General features: G+C 65.9%; 21 protein-coding genes and 2 pseudogenes. 19 read left to right on the top strand and 4 right to left on the bottom strand.

All coding sequences use genetic code 11. The annotated features are described in order from the left end of the window. Positions 1-2 precede the first annotated feature (2 nt). The 17 genes and pseudogenes from C8J36_RS08055 to C8J36_RS07970 all read left to right on the top strand — a co-directional run bounded on the left by C8J36_RS08055 (position 3) and on the right by C8J36_RS07970 (position 12,954). Entirely contained in the window at positions 3-338 is a 336-nt protein-coding gene (locus C8J36_RS08055; protein WP_132534034.1) for a phage head closure protein, read from the top strand. Further along, positions 335-742: a DUF3168 domain-containing protein gene (locus C8J36_RS08050; protein ID WP_132534032.1), complete on the top strand. Its 408-nt coding sequence runs from the start codon at positions 335-337 to the stop codon at positions 740-742. The genes C8J36_RS08055 and C8J36_RS08050 overlap by 4 nt, the downstream gene beginning before the upstream one ends. 73 nt (positions 743-815) lie before the next feature. Continuing rightward, entirely contained in the window at positions 816-1,223 is a 408-nt protein-coding gene (locus C8J36_RS08045) for a phage major tail protein, TP901-1 family (RefSeq protein ID WP_132534030.1), read from the top strand. Further along, positions 1,223-1,594: a gene transfer agent family protein gene (locus tag C8J36_RS08040; protein WP_132534028.1), complete on the top strand. Its 372-nt coding sequence runs from the start codon at positions 1,223-1,225 to the stop codon at positions 1,592-1,594. The genes C8J36_RS08045 and C8J36_RS08040 overlap by 1 nt, the downstream gene beginning before the upstream one ends. Continuing rightward, a complete protein-coding gene (locus tag C8J36_RS08035) occupies positions 1,591-1,815 on the top strand; it encodes a rcc01693 family protein (RefSeq protein WP_132534026.1) in 225 nt (74 codons plus the stop codon). The genes C8J36_RS08040 and C8J36_RS08035 overlap by 4 nt, the downstream gene beginning before the upstream one ends. A 27-nt stretch (positions 1,816-1,842) precedes the next feature. Continuing rightward, a complete protein-coding gene (locus C8J36_RS08030; RefSeq protein WP_245506492.1) occupies positions 1,843-2,433 on the top strand; it encodes a phage tail tape measure protein in 591 nt (196 codons plus the stop codon). Positions 2,434-2,459: 26 nt separating this feature from the next. Then, a complete protein-coding gene (locus tag C8J36_RS08025; RefSeq protein ID WP_132534024.1) occupies positions 2,460-3,101 on the top strand; it encodes a DUF2460 domain-containing protein in 642 nt (213 codons plus the stop codon). Continuing rightward, positions 3,098-3,985: a DUF2163 domain-containing protein gene (locus C8J36_RS08020; protein ID WP_132534022.1), complete on the top strand. Its 888-nt coding sequence runs from the start codon at positions 3,098-3,100 to the stop codon at positions 3,983-3,985. Before C8J36_RS08025 ends, C8J36_RS08020 begins: the two co-directional genes overlap by 4 nt. Before the next feature lie 7 nt (positions 3,986-3,992). After that, positions 3,993-4,445, top strand: a complete 453-nt coding sequence (locus tag C8J36_RS08015) for an NlpC/P60 family protein (RefSeq protein WP_062594943.1) — start codon at positions 3,993-3,995, stop codon at positions 4,443-4,445. Between the two features lie 2 nt (positions 4,446-4,447). Next, positions 4,448-6,583 (top strand): annotated as a pseudogene (locus C8J36_RS08010) (glycoside hydrolase TIM-barrel-like domain-containing protein); the annotation flags it as partial. Between the two features lie 1,016 nt (positions 6,584-7,599). Next, on the top strand, positions 7,600-9,135 hold the full coding sequence (locus C8J36_RS08000) for an AAA family ATPase (RefSeq protein ID WP_165914999.1): 1,536 nt from the start codon (positions 7,600-7,602) through the stop codon (positions 9,133-9,135). 66 nt (positions 9,136-9,201) lie between these two features. Then, positions 9,202-9,325, top strand: a pseudogene (locus C8J36_RS25270) (GntR family transcriptional regulator); the annotation flags it as partial. Between the two features lie 296 nt (positions 9,326-9,621). Further along, positions 9,622-10,038, top strand: coding sequence for a nuclear transport factor 2 family protein (locus C8J36_RS07990; RefSeq protein WP_062595838.1), 417 nt, complete (start codon positions 9,622-9,624; stop codon positions 10,036-10,038). A gap of 3 nt (positions 10,039-10,041) precedes the next feature. Continuing rightward, positions 10,042-10,557 carry a sigma-70 family RNA polymerase sigma factor gene (locus tag C8J36_RS07985; RefSeq protein WP_062595837.1) on the top strand — a complete coding sequence of 172 codons (516 nt, stop codon included), beginning with the start codon at positions 10,042-10,044 and terminating at the stop codon, positions 10,555-10,557. After that, a complete protein-coding gene (locus tag C8J36_RS07980) occupies positions 10,554-11,363 on the top strand; it encodes an anti-sigma factor (RefSeq protein WP_062595836.1) in 810 nt (269 codons plus the stop codon). Before C8J36_RS07985 ends, C8J36_RS07980 begins: the two co-directional genes overlap by 4 nt. Continuing rightward, on the top strand, positions 11,360-12,253 hold the full coding sequence (locus C8J36_RS07975) for a LysR substrate-binding domain-containing protein (RefSeq protein ID WP_132534014.1): 894 nt from the start codon (positions 11,360-11,362) through the stop codon (positions 12,251-12,253). The genes C8J36_RS07980 and C8J36_RS07975 overlap by 4 nt, the downstream gene beginning before the upstream one ends. Then, positions 12,250-12,954 (top strand): uracil-DNA glycosylase family protein, encoded by a 705-nt coding sequence (locus C8J36_RS07970; RefSeq protein WP_062595834.1) that lies wholly within the window; start codon positions 12,250-12,252, stop codon positions 12,952-12,954. Before C8J36_RS07975 ends, C8J36_RS07970 begins: the two co-directional genes overlap by 4 nt. On the opposite strand, the gene C8J36_RS07965 is transcribed toward C8J36_RS07970, so the two are convergent. After that, positions 12,941-14,092 carry a TDT family transporter gene (locus tag C8J36_RS07965; protein WP_062595833.1) on the bottom strand — a complete coding sequence of 384 codons (1,152 nt, stop codon included), beginning with the start codon at positions 14,090-14,092 and terminating at the stop codon, positions 12,941-12,943. The genes C8J36_RS07970 and C8J36_RS07965 overlap by 14 nt on opposite strands. 197 nt (positions 14,093-14,289) lie before the next feature. Between C8J36_RS07965 and C8J36_RS07960 the strand changes: the two genes are divergently transcribed. Both C8J36_RS07960 and C8J36_RS07955 read left to right on the top strand, forming a co-directional pair. Continuing rightward, positions 14,290-14,694, top strand: a complete 405-nt coding sequence (locus C8J36_RS07960) for a DUF305 domain-containing protein (protein ID WP_062595832.1) — start codon at positions 14,290-14,292, stop codon at positions 14,692-14,694. Further along, positions 14,691-16,073, top strand: coding sequence for a hypothetical protein (locus C8J36_RS07955; RefSeq protein ID WP_062595831.1), 1,383 nt, complete (start codon positions 14,691-14,693; stop codon positions 16,071-16,073). The genes C8J36_RS07960 and C8J36_RS07955 overlap by 4 nt, the downstream gene beginning before the upstream one ends. 358 nt (positions 16,074-16,431) lie before the next feature. Here the strand turns inward: C8J36_RS07955 and arsK are convergent, their stop codons facing one another. The 3 genes from arsK to arsC are packed head-to-tail and all read right to left on the bottom strand — an operon-like array spanning position 16,432 to position 18,738. Beyond that, the gene (gene arsK / locus C8J36_RS07950; RefSeq protein WP_132534012.1) at positions 16,432-17,619 is read right to left on the bottom strand and encodes an arsenite efflux MFS transporter ArsK; all 1,188 of its coding nucleotides are present in this window, start codon (positions 17,617-17,619) and stop codon (positions 16,432-16,434) included. Then, positions 17,616-18,341: an arsenical resistance protein ArsH gene (arsH, locus tag C8J36_RS07945; RefSeq protein ID WP_165914998.1), complete on the bottom strand. Its 726-nt coding sequence runs from the start codon at positions 18,339-18,341 to the stop codon at positions 17,616-17,618. Before arsH ends, arsK begins: the two co-directional genes overlap by 4 nt. Next, positions 18,316-18,738, bottom strand: coding sequence for an arsenate reductase (glutaredoxin) (gene arsC, locus C8J36_RS07940; protein WP_132534008.1), 423 nt, complete (start codon positions 18,736-18,738; stop codon positions 18,316-18,318). The genes arsH and arsC overlap by 26 nt, the downstream gene beginning before the upstream one ends. Positions 18,739-18,740: the final 2 nt, after the last annotated feature.

The raw sequence follows: 18,740 nt of genomic DNA, 5'->3' as shown, positions 1-18,740 counted from the left end.
CCATGCGCACGGACACGATCGACCCCGGCCGCATGACGGCGCGGATGGAACTGGAAGTGCCGGTGGACACGCCGGACGGGCAGGGCGGCACGTCGCGCGCGTTTGCGGCGGCCGGCGCGCTCTGGACGCTGATCGAGCCGCGGGTGGCGCTGATCGCGGAGCGGCGCGACGAGACGGTGGTGGATGTCGAGCACGACGTCTGGATCCGCCACCGCGCCGATATCGCGCCCGGCATGCGCTTTCGCAAGGGAACGCGGCTGTTTGCGATCCTCTCGGCCTTCGATCCCGACGAGACGCGGCGCTACCTTGTCTGCCGCTGCCGGGAGGCGCGGTCATGAGCGCGGCCAATGCCTTGCAGACGGCGGTCTTCGCCAAGCTGTCGGGGGATTCAGCGCTCTTGGCGCTGCTCGGGCCGGGCGGCATCCATGACCGGCTGCTGGAGAGCCCGGCGCATCCTTATCTGCGCCTTGCCGGTATCGAGAGCCGCGACTGGTCGACGGCGAGCGAGCCGGGCGAGGAACACGACCTTGCCATCGAGGTGCGCGGGCCGGAGGGCGGCAACCGCGTGGTGCAGGAGATCGCCGCGCGGGTGCGGGCGCTGCTGCACGATGCGGGCCTGTCGCTGGCCGGCCAGCATCTGGTGAACCTGCGGCACGAGGCCACGCGCACGGCGCGCGACGGCGCGGCGCGCGGGCATGTGGCGGCGATGCGGTTTCGTGCCGTGACGGAGCCGGTGGCCTGAGCTTGGAGCTTAAGCGGCTGGGCCGTGCGGGACGGGAAACAACCGAGAGAACGAACGGGAAAGGGATCGGCCGATGGTGGCGCAGAAGGGCAAGGACATTCTGTTGAAGATCGAGACCGGCGGCGGCTTTGTAACCGTGGCCGGGCTGCGGTCCAAGCGGCTGGCATTCGATGCGGAAACGGTCGATGTGACCGACGCGGAGTCCAGCGGACGCTGGCGCGAGCTTCTGGGCGGGGCGGGCGTGCAGCGGGCCTCGATCGCCGGCGCCGGCCTGTTCAAGGACCAGGCCTCCGACGCGCTGGTGCGCGCGACGTTCTTTTCCGGCGCGATCGTCACCTGGCAGGTGATCATCCCGGATTTCGGCACGGTCAGCGGCCTCTTCCAGCTGACGACGCTCGCCTATACCGGCCAGTACAATGGCGAGGTGCAATTCGAGGCGGCGCTGGAATCGGCCGGCCCCCTGACCTTCACGGTCGCCTGATGCGGCCGCGCGACAGGGGCGCTGCCGGGCGCGCGAACCGGCACCGGGGCGAGGTCGAGGCCGTCATCGACGGCGAACGCCGCATCCTCTGCCTGACGCTCGGCAGCTTGGCCGAGCTTGAGACGGCCTTTGCCGCCGACAGCCTCATGGGGCTGGCGCGGCGCTTTTCAGTGGGCGGGCTGAAGGCGGAGGACCTGATCGTCCTCCTCGGTGCGGGCCTGCGCGGCGGCGGCAACCTTGTCTCCGACGAGGACGTCGCCGGCATGAGCGTCGAGGGCGGGCTGGGCGGACTGGCGCGGCTGGTGGGCGACCTCCTGTCCGCGGCCTTCGGCAGCGATGCGGCGGAGGCGCCGACGGGAACGGACCCCTGACGGCCGCAGGCGGCGAGGAAAGCGCGGCACCGGCGCCCTTTCCCTGGGAGGCGGTCATGGCGGCCGGTCTTTCGCGCCTGCGGCTTCCGGCCCGCGACTTCTGGCGGATGACCCCGCGCGAGCTCGCGGCAGCGCTCGGCCTTTCGGCCGGCAGAGGAGGCGCGCCCGACCGGGCGGGGCTCGTCCGGATGATGCGGCAATTTCCCGACGATGCGGCGTGACGGCCGAAGAAACCGATGGAGGCAGGCATGACGAATGGGGCGGATAGGGCGGACGGGGCGGGCAAGGGCGGCGATTTTCCGGAGATGATCGCGCAGGGAAAGGCGCTGGACACGGTGCTCTCCGATCTGGAGCAGAGCGCCGGGCGCTTCGGCGCGGCGATGACGAGCGCGCTGTCGAGCGCGGTGCGCGGCGGAAAGGGGCTCGACGACATCCTGAAGAGCGCCGGTCTGCGGCTGGTCGATATCGCGCTGTCGGCGGGGCTGAAGCCGCTGCAGGACGCGGTCTCGACCGGGATCGGGGCGGTGTTCGGCGGAGGGGTCGCCGGGATCGGCGGCGCGTCGGCCGGAACGGGCGTTGCGCCGTTCTCGGGCGATGGACGCCTTGCGACGCCGCGGTTTCTCGCCGGGGTTTCCGAGAGCGGGACGGCGGGCGGCGGGGACGCAGCTGGCGCCGGAAACGCGGCCGGGGGCATGCCGGGCGCGGGCGGGACGGCAGGCGCAGGCCCGACCGTCGTTTTCAACGTGACGGCGAGCGATGCCGAGAGTTTTCGCCGCTCGGAAGGGCAGATCGCCGCCATGCTGACCCGCACCGTCGGGCGCGGGCGGCGCGGCGTCTGACGAGGGGCGGTTAGAAGGGTTTCACCATGGATCAGGGATTTCACGAGGTGCGGTTTCCGATGCGGCTGGCGCTCGGCACCAGCGGCGGGCCGGTGCGGCGCACCGATATCGTCAGCCTGTCGAACGGGCGGGAGACCCGCAACAGCCGCTGGCGCGATGCGCGCCGGCATTACGATGCCGGGTCCGGCATCCGCGGGATCGACGATCTCTACGCGGTGATCGCGTTTTTCGAGGCGCGCTCCGGCCAGTTGCACGGCTTTCGCTTCCGCGATCCGCTCGATTTCCGCTCCGGTCCGCCGGGCCGGGCGGCGACGGCGGGCGACCAGGCGATCGGAACCGGCGACGGGCAGACGGCGCGCTTCCAGCTGACCAAGACCTATGGCGATGCAGGCGGCGCCACGGTGCGCGAGATCGTCAAGCCGGTGGCGGGAACGCTGCTGGTCTCCGTCAACGGCATCGCGGTTACAGCCGGGCAGGTGACGCTCGATACGGCAACGGGCATCGTAACCTTTGCGCCCGGACATGTGCCCGCCATCGGCGCCGTGGTGCGGGCGGGCTTCGACTTCGACGTGCCGGTGCGCTTCGACACCGACCGGATCGACGTCGATCTGGCGCAGTTCCGGGCCGGGCGCATTCCGACCATTCCGCTGGTGGAGATCCGGCCATGAGAGACATTCCCGAAGCGCTGGCGGCACATCTCTCCGGCGATGCGACGACGGTCTGCCATGGCTGGCGGGTGACGCGGCGCGACGGCATCGTGATCGGCTTTACCGAGCATGACCGCGACCTCGTCTTTGCCGGCACGACCTTTCTGGCGGCGAGCGGCTTTCGGGCGAGCGAAACGGAGGCGGCGGCAGGGCTGGCGGCGGATGCCGGCGAGGTGGCGGGCGGTTTTTCGAGCGTCGCGATCAGCGAGACGGATGTGGCGGCGGGGCGCTACGACGGCGCCCGCGTCGAGCAGTTTCTGGTCAACTGGCAGGCGCCCGAGCAGTATATGCTCCTGACCGTGCAGGACATCGGCGAGGTGACGCAGGCGGGCGGGGCCTTTCGCGCCGAGCTGCGCAGCCTGACGCATCGGTTGTCCGAGGTGCAGGGCCGCAGCTATGGACGCCGCTGCGACGCGGCCTTCGGGGATGCGCGCTGCGGCGCGAGCCTTGCCGGGCGCAGCGAGGCGGCGGTGATCCTCGCGGTCACCGGCGATGTGGGACTGCGTGTCTCCGGGCTTTCGGCCGCAGCCGGGGCCTATCGCTACGGTCTGCTGCGGATGACGAGCGGGGCGAATGCCGGCTGGAGCTGCGATATCGAGGACCACGCCGTCGGGACGGGGGGCGCTTCGGCGGTGCTCAGCCTCTGGCTGCCGCCGCCGGTGGCCCTGTCGGCGGGCGAGACCTTCACGGTGACGATGGGCTGCGACAAGAGCTTTGCCACCTGCCGCGACCGCTTTGCCAACACGCGCAATTTTCGCGGCTTCCCGCATATGCCGGGCAGCGACTTTTCCTATGGCTATGCGGATGGGGAGACGGTGCATGACGGACGACCGCTGTTTGCGTGAGGAACCGATGCGCCTTCGGGTGCTGGCTTCGGCGCGGGACTGGATCGGCACGCCCTACCGGCATCAGGCGAGCCTGAAGGGGGTGGGCTGCGACTGCCTCGGGCTCATCCGCGGCATCTGGCGCGAGATCCACGGGCGGGAGCCCGAGACGCCGCCGCCCTACCGGCCGGACTGGGCCGAGCGCAGCGGCGAGGACCGGCTGTGGGACGCCGCGACCCGCGTGATGGGGGCGCCGATCGACCTTGGCGCGATGCGGCCGGGCGACCTTCTCCTCTTCCGCTGGCGGCTCGGCATGCCGGCCAAGCACGCAGGCATCCTCAGCCGGGACGAGGCGCCGCCGGCATCCGGCGGGGCGCGTTTCATTCATGCCTACGAACAGGCAAGCGTCGTGGAATCGGCGCTGGTGCCCGCCTGGCGACGGCGGATTGCCGGCGTCTTCCGCTTTCCCGAGGTCTTTTAGCCATGGCGACCATTCTTCTGCAGGCGGCGGGGGCTGCGATCGGCAGCGTGTTCGGGCCGCTGGGCGCGATCGTCGGGCGGGCGGCAGGCGCGCTGGCGGGCTCCGCCATCGACCGCTCCATCCTCAACGGCATGACGACCGTGACCGGCGCGCGGCTGGGCGACGCCCGCGTGCCCGGCGCCGAGGAAGGCACGGCCGTTCCGCGCGTCTACGGCACGCTGCGGATCGGCGGCACGCTGATCTGGGCGACGCGTTTCGAGGAAGAGGTGCATCGCGAGCGGCAGGGCGGCAAGGCGAGCGGGCCGCGCGTCGAGACGTTCCGCTATTTCGCGAATGTCGCGCTCGGCCTCTGCGAGGGGCCGATCGCCGGCATCCGCCGCGTCTGGGCGGACGGGCGCGAACTCGATCTCTCCACCGTGGAAATGCGGCTCTACACCGGAACCGAGACCCAGGCGCCCGATCCGCTGATCGCGGCCAAGCAGGCCGCCGGCGAAACCCCGGCCTATCGCGGCCTTGCCTATCTCGTCTTCGAGCGGCTGCCGCTCGGCAGCTACGGCAACCGGATTCCGCTGCTGCATGTCGAGGTCGTCCGCCCGGTCGGACGCCTCGAGAGGCAGATCCGCGCCGTGACGATCATTCCCGGTGCGACCGAGCATGGCTACGACCCGGCGCCGGTCGAGGAAAAGACGCGGCCGGGCGAGGCCCGCATCCTCAACCGTCACGTCTTCCATGGCGAGACGGATTGGCAGGCCTCGCTCGACGAGCTGCAGGCACTCTGCCCGAACCTCAAGCGCGTGGCGCTGGTCGTCTCCTGGTTCGGCACGGATCTCCGCGCCGGGGCCTGCCGGATCGTGCCCGGCGTGGAGACGCGCGCGCGCGGGCAGGAGACGCGGATCTGGTCCGTGGCCGGCGTGGCGCGGGGCGCGGCGCATCTGGTCAGCCGCAACGGGGGCGGACCGGCCTATGGCGGCACACCCTCGGACGCGAGCGTGGCCGCCGCCATCGCCGATCTGAAGGCACGGGGGCTGGAGGTGTTCCTCTATCCCTTCGTGATGATGGACATTCCCACAGACAATGCGCTGGCCGACCCCTATGGCGGCGCGCGGCAGGCGGCCTATCCCTGGCGCGGGCGGATCACGGCCGCGGTGGCGCCCGGACGGCCCGGCAGCAGCGACAACACGCCGGCCGTGCGGGGCGAGATCGCCGCCTTTTGCGGGACCGGCACGGCTGACGAGCGGTACCGGGCCTTCGTGCTGCACCATGCGCGGCTGGCGCGGGACGCGGGCGGCGTTAACGGCTTCATCATCGGCTCGGAGCTGCGCGGCCTGACGACGCTGCGCGACGGGACTGGCGGCTTTCCCTTCGTCGAGGCGCTGACGGCGCTGGCGCAGGAGGTGCGCGGCGTGGTGGGACCGGCAACACGGCTGACCTACGGCGCCGACTGGAGCGAATATTTCGGCTATCACCCGGACGACGGATCGGGCGACGTCCACTTCCATCTCGATCCGCTCTGGGCCTCGCCCGCGATCGACGCGGTCGGCATCGACAGTTACCTGCCGCTGTCGGATTGGCGGGACGGCGATATCGCCGGGGGCAATCCGGACGGTCAGCGGACGCCGGAGGACGGCGACGCGCTGCAGGCGATGCATGCCGGTGGCGAGGGCTTCGACTGGTATTATGCGAATGCTGCCGATCGCGAGGCCCGGCGGCGCACGCCGATCAGCGACGGGCAGGCCGGCAAGCCCTGGGTGTTTCGCGCCAAGGACATCGGCGCCTGGTGGGCGAACGCGCATCACCCGCGCATCGGCGGCATCGAGCAGGCCGCACCGACGGCCTGGGTGCCGCGCATGAAGCCGGTCTGGTTTACCGAGACCGGATGCCCGGCGATCGACAAGGGCGCCAACCAGCCGAACGTCTTTTCCGATCCGAAATCCTCCGAGAGCGCGGTGCCGTATTTTTCGGGCGGCGGCCGCAGCGACGCGCTGCAGCGCCGGTTTCTGGAGGCAGGCCATGCCTTCTGGCAGGCCGCGGACGCGCCGGCGGGCGTCGATCCCGACCACATGTTCGTCTGGACCTGGGATGCGCGGCCGCAGCCGGCCTTTCCGGGCGATCTCGATGCCTGGGCGGATGGCCGCAACTGTTTTCACTTATTCACGAAAACTATGGTGGTTAAGGAGTAGCCCTTGGGTGTCCCTAACAGCCTAAAGACTTGGAAAAAGTATCCGCTGAAAGCGGATTCCGTTTGATATTCGAATGCAAGGAGGTACGAGCGCTTATCCAAACAGCAGGTCGAGTACCGACTTGCGAATTCGAAAAACTAAAGTGTCGGGCGTAGCCCGTCTGCTTCGACCTTTAGGTCGCTCGGCTTTAGCTTTCTCGGTGGCGTATGAAGAGATGCCGATATTTAATCCGAGGTGCCGCTTTCAGATTTTTAGGCAGCGGTGGCGAGCGTGGAGGGACGAAGAGTTCACGCGTAAGATGAACATAGAGAATACCTGCCGCTGCTGCCCATGACGAAACTGTCGAATTTGAGGATACAAGCTTCCATTAGACGGACAGGTGCCTTCGGCGTCATAGTGAGGGCTATAGTTCGTCAGTCGATTGGTCGCTCGTCATCGTAAGATCCAGTTACGAAATTCGTGCGCACACCCCAGCCGTCCGCCGCATTAGGTGCAAGAAAACTTATGCCTCGCCTAGCGTAATAGCGGACCAGTTTTTCCACGCTTGCGATACCGGCCGAACCTTTTTCGATCATATAGACCGTGCGTGGACTGATGCCGGAATCGTCGGCAACCTCGGCCTGGGTCTGACCAAGGACTAGTCGAGCGACAGCAAGCATTCGTGACGGCGGCCTCATGCCGCTTTGGTGTCATCAAACGACTTGTTCTGCAAACAAATGTTGACAATTGCGACTGAATCGCAAAAAAAGACGTTCAGTTCGCAAAAAAACGCGAATCAGTCGCTAATCACTATCCGATCGGTTTGGACGAATCAAAAGTAAGAGACTTTATGAAGTTCGCGTACTTGCTTGGCACACACTGCTGGATGAAGGCGCCATTCCGATGCGTGAACCTGCCACCGCACCACATGCCTAAGCATCGTCGCGGCTGCTTCGCTGCATTGCTCAATAATGCTTTCAAGGGATCATCCTGTAATGAATGAATCGCCATTATTGAATCGCCATTTTCAACGCCGCCAGAAGGCAGCAGTCGCTGGGTTGCATTTGCCGACTGCCGAGGAGTTGCTGAGAGGGATGGCGTTCTTCCGTGACGACTTGATTGAGGATATCCGCGAATATTCCGGACGACTTTCCGCGAGCGTGAAGAAGCGCAACGGCGGAGGACTCGAGCTTCTTGCTGCCAGCTTGGACATGCTCAATTTCGATCCGAGTGAGGAAGGTGTGCTCGCCGTGGAGGCCGCTCTTGATCACAGTGATGAGGTCGAGCGATTACCCATCAATCAATGTCGCCTCCGGTGCCGTTTCTATCGCGCGGTGTTTGGGAACGGCCAAGCGACAGCGCTCATTGCCGGCGAAATTGCGCATCTCGCGTCTGAGGATATTGGGTCGGGAAGGGGGAATGAACTTCTCTCACGGTCTCTTGGCTGGGCGCTACAATCCCGTGCACTCGATCGGCGACAGCGACTTGGTATCTCTGTCCAAGGATATTCAGATTGGTTCTTTCCAGAGATCAGGACGTACGAAGTCCACTTCACTAATGCAATCGTCAAAGCAACCGGCAACGAGTTAGAAGCCCTGGATTCAGCATTGGACGTGCTTGGGGTAGCTAAATGTGAAAAGGAGTCGTTGGAAGGTCTCGAGCGCCCTCGCGACGGTGTGGTCGTTTTCGGCGGCATCGGAAATGAGGGGACGGCTGACGGTAAGCGAGTAGCAAGGGAATTCGCGAAGTTGAGCCAACGTCCGTTGCCGCTGTCGGCTACGCCAGAGCTGAACGGCGTCCGTTCGCGACTGGTTACGGAGTTTCCACATGCTGCGGCAGTTACTGACAAATTGTTAGAGGACCTGAGCGGTAGGTCGACCGTCCACATGCGGCCGGTCATTCTTCTCGGATCACCCGGATGCGGAAAGACGCGCTTCGCCCGGCGATTGTCTGAGGAGATGGGCGCTCCCTACAACCTCGTTTCGTGCGGCGGACTCAGTGACAGCGCCATCGGCGGAACGGCTCGGCGATGGTCCTCGGGCGAACCTAGCCTACCAGTCATGGCGGTGTGCCAACATGGATGCGCCAACCCGATTGTCATTCTCGATGAGATCGAGAAGATCGGAACCAGTCGACATAATGGCAACGTTCACGATGTACTGATCGGACTTTTGGAGCTAGAGACGTCTGAACGCTGGCACGACCCCTATCTTCAGGCCAATTGTGATTTGTCCCACGTATCCTGGTTGATGACTGCAAACTCGATCGAGCCAATCCCAAGCGCTTTGCGGGACAGGTGCCGGATCCTGCGTTTCCCAGATCCGGAAGCTGACCAGTTAGCCGTCTTTTCCGCGCGTATCCTCGAGCGGCTTTACATCGAAGCGGGTCACGATCCCCGCTGGGCAACACCGCTTGAACAATTTGAGCTGGATGCGTTAGCGGACGTTTGGACAGGCGGTTCGCTACGAAGGCTGGAACGTCTTGTGGAAGGTTTGCGGGAGGCGCGCGAACGCGCCAGACAGCAACATTGAGATCTCTCGAAGGCGGCCTATTCTTTTTGGCAACGGTCGATGCCAGCAGCGACGACGTGTCAGCGTCGCATCCGCAAAACGCTGGCCGCCGCCATGGGCGAAGGCGGGCTGAAGCCGGGCACTAAAATTCTTGACGAGCAATCGCCGAGCACTCTGCGTGAGCCGCGTCGTCGTGCGCGGAGCCCTAGGAAGAGCTTTTCGTAGGAGTTGAGATTAAAAGAAAAGGCTGGTTAGGAGCCGTGAGCAGACCGACTGGTTCTGGAGCTCAAGGAAGAATTAGCTGCCATAGAGCGTGAGAGACCTTCATGACCGATTCCGACGCCTCGGAGTCGTTTGGCGCCCTTTCAGCTTGCCGCCGTTAGCGGACGTTGCGTCTGAACGCCGAACTGAACCTGCTCGTCTCTAATTTTTAGTCCTTTGGGAATAAGCGCCGTTGCAGAACGTCTTCCGTTGGCCAATCGCGGCCGAACCGAAGGACACCGAGCCATGAAGACCCTTTTCGCAGCCATCACCATTCTTTCCGCCGCGGCTTCGACCGCGCTTGCGGGTCCCGCCGGCGACATGGCGAAGGCGCATATCGAAGCGATCGCCAAGGGCGATAGCGCCGCGGTCACCGCCGCCTATGCCCCGTCGGCAACGCTTCACTGGGTCGGGGGGCCGCTCGATGGCACCTACACGGGCCCCGAGATCGCCGCGACCTGGGCAAAGTTCGCCAAGGCGCAGACGGGCCTCAAGGCCACCATCGTCGAGATGCGCGAGAGCGTGAACTCGAAGGGCGCCACCGTCGTCGCCGATGTCGTCTTCGCCAACGACAACAAGATCCCGGTGCGCTACGTCATGATGTTCCGGGACGGCACGCTCACCGATGAGATCTGGCAGATCGACCCCGCGCTGGAGAAGTAAGGCATGTCCACCGACGAGATCGCGGCGCGGATCGAACCGCTCATTCCGGGCCTGAGGCGCTATGCCTATGCGCTGGTGCGCGACAGCGACGCCGCCGACGATCTCGTCCAGGACTGCCTGGAGCGCGCCGTCGGGCGCTGGCACCTGCGCCGGCCCGACGGCGACCTGCGCGCCTGGCTATTCGCCATCCTGCGCAACCTCCACATCTCAGGCCTGCGCCAGCACAAGCGGCGTGGGCCCCACGTGGCGCTCGACGAGATGGCCTCGCCGCCGGCGGTGGACGGCGACCAGGACGGTCGCGCCGGGCTCCGCGACGTCCTGGCTGGGCTCGATGCGCTCAGCGAAGAGCACCGCACCGTCCTCCTTCTCGTCAGCGTCGAAGACATGAGCTACGACGAGGCGGCACGGGTGATCGGGCTTCCGGTCGGCACGGTCATGTCGCGCCTGTCGCGGGCGCGTGAGAAGCTGCGCGCCATCCTGGAGACCGGGATCCGCGCGCCCTTGAGGAGAGTCAAATGAGCCGCAGGGACACGCCCGTCGGCGAGGACGACCTGCAAGCCTATGTGGACGGACGGCTCGAGGCCGAGCGGCTGTCCGCAGTCGAGGCCTATCTCACGGAGCGACCGGAGATCGCCGCGGCCCTCGATCGCGACCGCGAGATCGCCCGGACACTGCGCGAACGCCTTGCCTTCAAGGCCGGGGAGCCGATCCCGGCGCGGTTACGCATCGCCAACATCCGCGAGGCCCGGCGCGGTCGGTTTGCTGTCACGCGTCTGCGCCTCGCGGCTGTCATGGGCTGGCTGATCCTCGGCAGCTCCGGCGGGTGGCTGGCGAACGACGTCCTGCGCGTGCCGCCGCAGATGCCTCGCGTGGCGGTCATGGCCGACGAGGCAATCGCGGCGCATCGCACCTTCGTGGTCGAGGTGGTCCATCCCGTCGAAGTCCGCGCGGACGAGGAGGCGCATCTCCTGCAATGGCTGTCGAAGCGGCTTGGAACGCGGCTGTCGGCTCCGGACCTGACAGGGCTCGGATATCGGCTGATGGGTGGGCGCCTGCTGCCTGCGGGCGCAGGTCCTGCCGCGATGCTGATGTACGATGACGACCAGGGCACGCGTCTGACGCTCTTCGTGAAGACCGACGAGAAGGCCGAGACGTCGTTCCAGTTCGTCGAGGAGGACGGCATCTCCGCCTTCTTCTGGCGCGACGCCGGCCTTGGCTACGTTGTCTCGGCCGAGGCACCGCGCGAGCGGCTGATGCAGGTGGCGACCGCCGTCTACGACAGCCTGAACCGCTCGGCGCCGAGCCTTTCCGGCGATACGCTGTGACGCTCGACCAGCTTCGCGTATTCGTCGCCGTGGCCGAGCGCGAGCATGTAACGGAGGCGGCGAAGGCGCTGAACCTCACGCAGTCGGCGACGAGCGCCGCTATCGCTGCGCTGGAGGAGCGCCACGATGTCCGGCTGTTCGACCGCGTCGGACGACGGATCGAACTGACCGAAGCGGGGCGCCTGTTCTTGCCCGAGGCCCGCGCGGTGCTTGCGCTGGCCGAGGATGCCGGCCTCATGCTTTCCGAACTTGCCGGACTGAAGCGGGGTCGTCTCTGCATCGTCGCCAGCCAGACGGTGGCGAACCACTGGTTGCCGCCGGTGCTCGCGGGCTTCAAGGCCCGCCATCCCGGCATCGAACTTCGGCTGAGCATCGCCAACACGGCGCGCACGGCCGAGGCGGTGCTGGATGGCACGGCCGATCTCGGCTTCGTGGAGGACGAGCTCGGCGATGTCCGGCTCGGCACGCAACGCGTCGCCGATGATCGGCTGATGCTGGTCGCGGCATCAGGGCACAGAGGCTCTGGGTCTCCCGTCGCGGCCGGGGATCTTGCATCGGCGCGCTGGGTGCTTCGCGAACGAGGCTCGGGCACCCGCGCGATCCTCGAAGGTGCGCTCGAAGCCTTCGGTGTCGATCTCACCGCGCTGTCGGTCGAACTCGAACTGCCCTCGAACGAGGCCGTGCGCGCGGCGATCGAGGCGGGCGCCGGCGTCGGGATCCTCCCCGCCGTGGTAGCGGATGCCGCCCTTCGCACGGGGACACTGGTGGCGCTACCCTTCGACCTGCCGTCGCGCGGGTTCTATTCGGTGTTGGCGAGGGACCGTCACTCGAGCCGCGCGGTCGCCGCCTTTCTCGCCGAGCTGCCGACGATCAAGGTGCCGCCGGCGTGATCGATGGATCGACCACGTCCGGACGACATTCAGTCGACGCGATCGTCGAGCGTCTCGCGGCGCTGCCCGGCAAGGCCAACCTGTTCAACCCCTATGCCGGGTTCGACGCGGAGATTGAGGACGCTGACGCGCCGGTGACTCGCCGTCGCAATCTTCAACGCTATCTCGCCGCGTTGGCGGATCGCGGCGTCCGTGACCTTTGGCTCGGCGAAGCGCCCTCGCGCTTCGGAGCGCGTCGGACGGGCGTGCCGTTCACCGGTGACCGGCGGCTCGCCGACCTGTCGGAGCGGCTCGGCCTCGATCCGCCGCTGGCGCGGGCGACCCGCGAGACCCTGCCGACACCGGAGTCTGGAACCTCCCTGGAGATCTGGAACGCGATACCCGACCCGCTGCCGCTGTTCTGGAACGCGGTGCTCTTCCATCCCCATCGCGGCGTTCTGCCCTTGCGCAACCGGACGCCCACCTGGACCGAGATCGCCGAACATCGGAAGGTGCTGGAGATAATCGTCGCGATCTTCGCGCCGCGCCGAATCCTCTGCATCGGCCGGGTGGCGCAGCGTGCGGCGGACGGGCTCGGTATCCCCGCCACCTACGTGCGCCACCCCGCCCAGGGCGGCGCCGTCCGGTTCCGGGCTGGCGTCGCCGCGTTCCTCAACGACCGACCGCCGGCGGATGCCCCTCCTTCTCTCAGTCGGCCTTGAGGCAGGGCGAGACAAAGAGATCTCCCCTCCAGGCGCCGCGCACCGTCCTCGTGCCGACGATCAGCCAAAGCAGCGCCAGCACCGCGACGAGCAACGTGCCGAAGACGTGGATGGCAGCGATCGGCAAAAGGGTGCCGAGCTTCAGCGTAGTCACGGCATAGACACCAAGCGGGAACGTGTAGCCCCACCAGCCGATGTTGAAGGGAAGGCCATCGCGCAGGTAGCGCAGCGTCACGAGCACAGCCATCGCCAGCCACCAAAGCCCGTAACCCCAAAGGAGCAGACCGCCGAAGAAGCCGAGCCCTTCCGCAAACGCGCCGAAACGCTCCAGCCCGTTGGCGGAAAGGATCGCGGGTGCCGCGCCGCCCAGCGTCATCAGCCCGAGCGCGCCAGTGCCGATGGGTCCGAGCGCCAGCCAGCTCGACGCCGCCATGTTGGCGTGCGGCAGCTTGTGGATGGCCATGCGCAGGAGGAGCACGACAAGGATGCTGAGCGCGATCGGCACCGACAGCGCCCAGAGCGCATAGCAGAGCGTCAACACCACGAGCTGTGAATGCGGGTCGACGAGATGCGGCGCGAGCAAGCCGCCGGAGACGGCGGCGACTTCGGCCGCGACCACCGGCAGGAGCCAGACCGCCGTCATCTGGTCGATCGAGTGGCTCTGCCGGGTGAACATCATGAAGGGGATGGCAACCCCGCAGGCTGCTGCCATCGCAATGTCGATCCACCAGAGCGTCCCTGCGATCCTGACTGCGACCTCACCATAGCGCGGCAGGCCGAAGATCAGGAAGCCGTTGACGATGGTGGCGAGGCCCATCGGGATGCAGCCGAAGAACATCGACACGACGGAATGGCCAAAGATGCGCTTGGCCCCGTCGAAGAAGAAGATCCAGCGGGCGGCGTAGAGACCGGCGAAGAGTGTGAACAACGCGATGTTGAACATCCAGAGGCCCTCGGCCACCGGATGCAGCATCGGCATGTCTGCCTGGAACTGCGAGAGCGCGATTGCCAGGATCCCGGTGCCCATCGTGGCGGCGAACCAGTTCGGGGTGAACTGGCGCACGACCTCGCGCGGGCTGTCGAGGCGCGACAGCGGTTGGAGGCCGAGGGTGACGGCACGCATCTGTTCGAAGGTCATTGGCGGGGTCCTTATCCTGCTGGGGACCATACACAACGGGAATCGTTCGATCCAACGCGTTGTTTTGGTCATTTCGATCGATGGAGGCGATTAATCCTTCAGGCGCTTCGCCCCGAATAAATTTTGCCGCCACGGGAATAAAAGGCTTCCGCAAGCGTCTTTTTGTCGAACCCGTACTTTGAGGACCTTGTGATTCCATGCTGAAGACGCTTTTCCTGACCCTGGCCTTCGCCGGGGTGTCACTCTCCTCGGCAGAGGCGCAGGACGCGCACGCCCATCAGCACTCGCCGATGGTGCCGGCCACGCCCGACGGTCCACACTATGCCGAAGCGACCGCGGAGGCGATGGAGAGGATGCACGCCGGCATGATGTCGGCCCCGGTGACCGGGGATCCCGAGCACGACTTCCTGTCCCAGATGATCCCGCATCACCAAGGCGCGATCGACATGGCCAAGGCCGTCCTCGGCTCGACCTGGGACCCGGCGATCCGCAACCTCGCGCAGTCCATCATCACCGAACAGACCTACGAGATTACGCTGATGCGCTCGATGCTCGCCGCATCTGCCAACAAACCAAAGCCCGTTCCGGAGACAACCCCATGACCCGCACCGCCATTCTCGCCGCCGCGCTCCTCGTCTCGACATCGGCCTTCGCGCTGCCCGCCGCCTCAGACCGCGTCTACACCGCCGACCAGAACTCCAACACGGTCTCGGTCATCGACCCCGTCTCAAACAAGCTTCTGGGCCAGATCCGGCTCGGCAATCCGCGGCCGGACGTTCTGAGCCCCCTCTACAAGGGCGAGGTCAACGTCCACGGCCTAGGATTTTCGCCGGACCACAAGACGCTCGTCGTCGTCTCGACGGTGACGAACTCCGTCACCTTCATCGACACGGCGACCAATGCCGTGAAGGGCACGACCTATGTCGGGCGCAACCCGCACGAGGCCTTCTTCACGCCGGACGGGAGGGAAGTCTGGGCGACGGTGCGCGGCGAGGACTACCTCTCGGTGATCGATGCCACGACCTTCAAGGAGATGGGCCGTATCCCGACGACAAGCGGCCCCGGCATGACCAAGTTCTCGCGAGACGGCAAGCTCGCCTTCGTCGCCAACTCGTTCAACCCGGTGCTCGAGGTCTTCGACGTCGCGAGCCATGCGCTGGTGAAGCGGATCCCGGTCGTCTCGCCCTTCGTGCCCTTCGTACAGGTGAGCCCTGACGGCAGCGACGTCTGGCTGACGCACAAGGACGTCGGCAAGGTCACGCGCGTCGATGCCAGGACGCTCGAGGTGAAGGAGGTCATCGACAGCGGACCGATCTCTAACCATCTCGGCTTCGGCACGGTGGACGGCGAGACGCTGGTTTACGTGACGATCGGCGGCGAGAACGTCGTGAAGGTCTACAAGCCCGGCGAGACAACGCAGCTCGTCGCGACCATCCCCGTCGGCGCATTACCGCACGGCATCTGGGGATCGGAAGACGGCAGCCGCATCTTCGTCGGGCTGGAGAACGGCGACAAGGTCGACGTGATCGACACGGCCGAGCAGAAGGTTGTGGCCGAGATCCCGATCGGTCAGGCCCCGCAGGCCCTTGTCTTCGTGCCGGGCGCGGTGCCTGAGGGCGCGGGCACCGAGAACCTCATGCCGTTGAAGGCGGGTCCAGAGAACCTGACGCTATCGCTTAAGGCGCCTGAGGGCGCGGACGGTTCCGGCATGGTCGTCTCGCGCAATCTCGGGCTCGTCGATGCGATCGACGTCAGCGTCGCCAAGCTGAAGCCGATGACCGAATACGGCATGTTCTTCGAAGGTGAGGACGAGCCCGTCGTGGTGCTGAAGACCAACGACAAGGGCGCCGGCATGGCCTCCAGCATCGGCCCGGTGCGCACGATCGGCGCCCCCAGGGAGCCGACGGCGGGCAAGGAGCCGCGGCTGGTTGTGGTCGAGGGTCTGAAGGGCAAGGCTACCCCGGTCCTCGCCAGCCGCTAGAGACGGCTGGGTCCAAAATCGCCATTTTCGCCGCGAGCAACAGTCCGCGCCGAATTGGCTTGGTGGCATGTTCGCTGCGTATGGCGCTGTCTCTGGGGCCGATGATTGGACTCAAATTTGGGTGTCGCCGAACCCGTCGGGAGCAACTGAATGTCAGCTATCTACGAGTAGCAGCAGTAAGCGGACAGGCGGAAAACCACCCCATTTCGGCAGTAGCACCGACCAAAAAAGAAGATCTGCTTTCGGTATTCGGCCGAGGCCCGGTGGATGGCTGAAATGAGGGCGCGAAGCCGACGCCGCCTCCGGGCAAACCGGAACCTTGTGGTCGTCATAAACGATGGATTCAGCTTCGGTTCGATCAGGCTTGCCGTTGGAAGCGGAACAGAGTTGTAAAGGCGGCAACTGCCAGTAGCGCCAATACAATGATCCCGCCCACCGAAACACGGATGCCGAACCACTCCATCGTGAGGGCAAGTGCGAAGGGCGCAAGTGCCGAAGCCACCAGGCGGGCCGCCATCATCCTACCCTGAAGCTTGCCGTAGCCTTCACTGCCGAACAGCGCCAGCGGCAGGGTGCCGGACACGATGCTCAGCAAGCCATTGCCCATGCCGAAGATGACGGCAAAAACCATGGCACCGGGTATTGAGGGAGCACTCACGATCAGGATCACCGCGCTGACCGGTATCAGCGCGGCTGAGATCAGGGCGAGATGCAGGGCATTGAGACGCTTGCCGAACACCATGTTGATCAGGCGGCTTGCAACCTGCGACGGGCCGAAGAGAGTGCCGACGATGGCGGCGCTTGCGCCGAGCCCTAGTCCGGCCAGCAGTGGAACCATGTGTACCAGCACCGCCGAGCCAGCGAGGTATTGCAAGGCGAAGGCCGTGGTCATGAGTATGAATCCCAAGCGCCTGCGTTCCATAGGCAGTGTGCCGATCACCGGCTGGGTCTGGGATGATGCGGCCTGCTTGCGGCTGTGGGTAACCCTCGTTGCCAGCCAGGCATGCAGCGGCAGGCAGACCAGCAGGTTGAGTCCTGCGAAGACCAGATAGACGTTCTGCCACGAGAGATGGGTATGAAGGCTCGACGTGAGCGGCCAGAAAAGCGTCGAGGCGAAACCCGCGATCAGGGTCAGATAGGTGATGCTGCGCTGGGCCACCGTCGGCTGAAGCTGAACCAGGAGTGCAAAGGCGGCCCCGTACTGGACGAGGTTGGCGGCGACCTCGATGCCGATCAGGGCGGCAACATAGGTGGTTCTGCCGGGAGAGTAGGCGCAGGCAACCAAGGCGGCGGCGGCCACGGCAGAGCCGACGGTCATCACCACGCCCGCGCCGACCCGGTCGATGAGGCTGCCGAGCCACGGCGCGGTGAAGCCGCCGATCAAAAGGGCGATCGAAAGCGCGGCGAAGATCCACTCCTGCGACCAGCCGAGACTGGCACCCATGTCCAGCGCCAGGATGCTGAAGCTGTAATAGAGGGTGCCGTAACCGATGATCTGGGTGACACCGAGTGACAGGATAGCCGCAACTGGAAGTCTTGCGGTCATATGGACTTGAGGCTCACGCGCTGCTCCAGCTTTTCAGCGTCCTCCTTCCGTTCGCTGTAGCGATCGGTGAGGTAGCCGGACGCGTCGCGCGTCAGCAGCGTGAACTTGACCAGCTCCTCGCAGACGTCGACGACACGCTCGTAATAGGACGAAGGCTTCATGCGGCCGTCTGCATCGAACTCCTGGAAGGCCTTGGCGACCGAGGACTGGTTGGGAATGGTGATCATCCGCATCCAGCGGCCGAGCACGCGCAGGTGGTTGACCGTGTTGAACGACTGGGAGCCGCCCGACACCTGCATCACGGCAAGGGTCTTGCCCTGCGTCGGTCGAATCGAGCCGGCCGAAAGCGGGATCCAGTCGATCTGCGCTTTCATGATGCCGGTCATGGCGCCGTGGCGTTCCGGCGAGATCCAGACATGGCCTTCCGACCACTGGGTCAGGTCGCGCAGCTCCTGCACCTTGGGATGGGTGACCGGCGCGGCGTCGGGCAAAGGCAGGTCTGTGGGATCGAAGATCCGCACGTCGCAGCCCAGCTCCTCCAGCAGCCTGCCTACCTCGAACGCCAGCAGACGGCTGTACGATACGGTCCGCAGCGAGCCATAGAGGATCAGGATACGCGGCTTGTGGGTCGAGAACGCCGGCCGCAGCGCGTCGAGGTCCGGCTGGCGCAGGTGGTTATGGTCAAGGGCAGGCAGATCAGCCAATGCGCTTGCCCTCGGCATCGAGAACCTGCTCGCCGTCTTCCTTGGTAAAGGGACCCTTGTGCGTCTCCGGCAGGATGTCGAGCACGACCTCGGACGGGCGTGACAGCCGCGTGCCGAGAGGTGTGACCACGAAGGGGCGGTTGATCAGGATCGGGTTCTCGAGCATGGCGTCGAGCAACTGGTCGTCGGAGAGGTCCGGGTTGTCGAGACCGAGTTCCGCATAGGGCGTACCCTTCTCGCGGATGGCGTCCCGCACGGTCAGGCCTGCGTCGGCGATCATCTTTTGAAGCTGATCGCGGCTCGGGGGAGAGGCCAGATACTCGATGACGGTCGGCTCGATGCCCGCATTGCGGATCATCTCCAGCGTGTTGCGCGAGGTGCCGCAGGCGGGGTTGTGGTAGATGGTGACGACCATGG

The sequence above is a fragment of the Rhizobium sp. PP-F2F-G48 genome, assembly GCF_004342335.1.
In the GTDB taxonomy this organism is placed as follows: domain Bacteria; phylum Pseudomonadota; class Alphaproteobacteria; order Rhizobiales; family Rhizobiaceae; genus Ferranicluibacter.
The sequence above is the reverse complement of the archived record's forward strand: the minus strand, read 5'-3'. Positions and strand labels throughout refer to the sequence as shown.

Bases quoted from the DNA above. Each gene is read 5' to 3' on its own strand.
- C8J36_RS08055 (WP_132534034.1), top strand. From the start codon at position 3: ATGCGCACGGACACGATCGACCCCGGCCGCATGACGGCGCGGATGGAA.
- C8J36_RS08050 (WP_132534032.1), top strand. From the start codon at position 335: ATGAGCGCGGCCAATGCCTTGCAGACGGCGGTCTTCGCCAAGCTGTCG.
- C8J36_RS08045 (WP_132534030.1), top strand. From the start codon at position 816: ATGGTGGCGCAGAAGGGCAAGGACATTCTGTTGAAGATCGAGACCGGC.
- C8J36_RS08040 (WP_132534028.1), top strand. From the start codon at position 1,223: ATGCGGCCGCGCGACAGGGGCGCTGCCGGGCGCGCGAACCGGCACCGG.
- C8J36_RS08030 (WP_245506492.1), top strand. From the start codon at position 1,843: ATGACGAATGGGGCGGATAGGGCGGACGGGGCGGGCAAGGGCGGCGAT.
- C8J36_RS08025 (WP_132534024.1), top strand. From the start codon at position 2,460: ATGGATCAGGGATTTCACGAGGTGCGGTTTCCGATGCGGCTGGCGCTC.
- C8J36_RS08020 (WP_132534022.1), top strand. From the start codon at position 3,098: ATGAGAGACATTCCCGAAGCGCTGGCGGCACATCTCTCCGGCGATGCG.
- C8J36_RS08015 (WP_062594943.1), top strand. From the start codon at position 3,993: ATGCGCCTTCGGGTGCTGGCTTCGGCGCGGGACTGGATCGGCACGCCC.
- C8J36_RS08000 (WP_165914999.1), top strand. From the start codon at position 7,600: ATGAATGAATCGCCATTATTGAATCGCCATTTTCAACGCCGCCAGAAG.
- C8J36_RS07990 (WP_062595838.1), top strand. From the start codon at position 9,622: ATGAAGACCCTTTTCGCAGCCATCACCATTCTTTCCGCCGCGGCTTCG.
- C8J36_RS07985 (WP_062595837.1), top strand. From the start codon at position 10,042: ATGTCCACCGACGAGATCGCGGCGCGGATCGAACCGCTCATTCCGGGC.
- C8J36_RS07980 (WP_062595836.1), top strand. From the start codon at position 10,554: ATGAGCCGCAGGGACACGCCCGTCGGCGAGGACGACCTGCAAGCCTAT.
- C8J36_RS07965 (WP_062595833.1), bottom strand. From the start codon at position 14,092: ATGACCTTCGAACAGATGCGTGCCGTCACCCTCGGCCTCCAACCGCTG.
- C8J36_RS07960 (WP_062595832.1), top strand. From the start codon at position 14,290: ATGCTGAAGACGCTTTTCCTGACCCTGGCCTTCGCCGGGGTGTCACTC.
- C8J36_RS07955 (WP_062595831.1), top strand. From the start codon at position 14,691: ATGACCCGCACCGCCATTCTCGCCGCCGCGCTCCTCGTCTCGACATCG.
- arsK (WP_132534012.1), bottom strand. From the start codon at position 17,619: ATGACCGCAAGACTTCCAGTTGCGGCTATCCTGTCACTCGGTGTCACC.
- arsH (WP_165914998.1), bottom strand. From the start codon at position 18,341: ATGCCGAGGGCAAGCGCATTGGCTGATCTGCCTGCCCTTGACCATAAC.
- arsC (WP_132534008.1), bottom strand. From the start codon at position 18,738: ATGGTCGTCACCATCTACCACAACCCCGCCTGCGGCACCTCGCGCAAC.